The 1501-nt window shown below is 64.8% G+C and carries 2 protein-coding genes; both read left to right on the forward strand.

Annotation, left to right across the window (positions count from 1 at the left end):
• On the forward strand, positions 1-354 hold a 354-nt coding region (locus ACRXB1_RS35895), incomplete at its 5' end, for a glycosyltransferase family 9 protein (RefSeq protein ID WP_449494751.1).
• 85 nt (positions 355-439) lie between these two features.
• Positions 440-1366: a flagellar brake protein gene (locus tag ACRXB1_RS35900; RefSeq protein WP_449494752.1), complete on the forward strand. Its 927-nt coding sequence runs from the start codon at positions 440-442 to the stop codon at positions 1364-1366.
• The last annotated feature ends 135 nt before the right edge of the window (positions 1367-1501 follow it).

Raw genomic sequence — 1501 nt, forward strand, 5'->3', positions numbered from 1 at the left:
TGCCGGGAGGGCGAGCAGATCGCCGCGCTCGTGCCCGGCGCGGTGGTGTTGCCCAAACTGAGCGTGACTGAATGCGCGCATTGCATCGATGAATCGGCGATCGTGGTCGGCATGGATACCGGCCTGGTTCATTTGGCCCACGCGCTTGGGCGGCCCACGGTCATGATCTTTACCGCAACCTCGCGCGAGCATTTTGGCTTCAGCGCGCCGGGACGCTCCGTATCGGTCGGCGATCACTTTGCACCGCCCGATGTCCCTGCAGTACTCAGCGCAATCGAAAGCGTGATGCCGGGCGCAGAAAGGTCGTCCGCAAGCCCGGCAAGCTTGATCGCTGCCGGTCAGGCAAGCTCGTAGCACCGCGGCACTTGACGCAGTCGCGGACTCATTAGACGATTGCCGCTTCCAAGCGGCCAGATCGACCCAAGCGATCCAAGCGACCATGTCCGAAGAAGAATCCGTTACGTTGACTCAAGCGTCTCCCGTCCGTCTCTCGCTGGCGGACGTTCCGATTGGCGAGCCGCTTGCATGGCCGATCGTCGCCGCCGACGGAGCGTTGCTCTTCAATGCCGGCGCTGTCGTCGCCGGCGTCCCTGAGCGCGCCTTCCTGTTTGCGCACTTCGAACCGCACAGGCTGGATGATTCGATCGAACCGGTCGCTCCGGAACCGCCGCCGGCGGATTCGTCGTCCGCATCGGCCGAATTACTCACGCTCGATACCATCGGGTTGACCATCGGCGCGCGTCTCGGTCTGCGCGGACCGGCCGGCTCTGCGACGTATTCCGCCCGTGTGATCGGGTTTTCGACGCCGGGACCGCATCGCACGCGGGCGGTGTTCATCACACAGCCGGTGATGGCGGGGCATGGGCCGCTGGCTTTGTCGCAAGGCGAGCGCGTCGAAATCGTCGCGCTCGGCACGCGCGCGGTGTTCCAGTTCGCGTGCACCGTCAATGCCGTCTGCCGCGAGCCGTTCAGCTACCTGGTGTTGTCGGAACCCGGCGCGATCCGCCGTTTGCGGGCGCGCAAGTTCGTGCGGATGTCCACGCGTTTGCCGGCCCGTTTTTCGGTGATCGACCCGGCGCAAAGCCATGAACCCGCATCCCAGCTCGGCCTGATCCGCGATATCAGCCCCTTCGGCATGTCGCTCGCAGTGACCGAGGCGCACGCGAAGCTGGGCGACCGTCTGCGCTTATCGTTCCGTTTCAATACGGACGATACGGATGTCGATATCGATTGCCACGCGATCGTGCGGCACCTTCATGATGCCGATGCCCACGGCAGGAACGCCGGGTACGGGCTCGAGTTCGAGACGCTCGAGCCGTCGCAGCGCATTGCGCTGAAGTCGTTCATGGCGGAGCAGGTCTACTAGTCCGCCACGTCAGTCCGTTGCGTAAACTACGTCAGGTTCGCGCCGCTTGCGCCCGGAGGAAAACCATCGGGGAAAAGCCGCTCGACCGCGGCCTGGAAGTGCTCGATCGGCGCCGCGCCACGCAGTGCGATGGGA

The organism is Caballeronia sp. M23-90, from assembly GCF_053574605.1.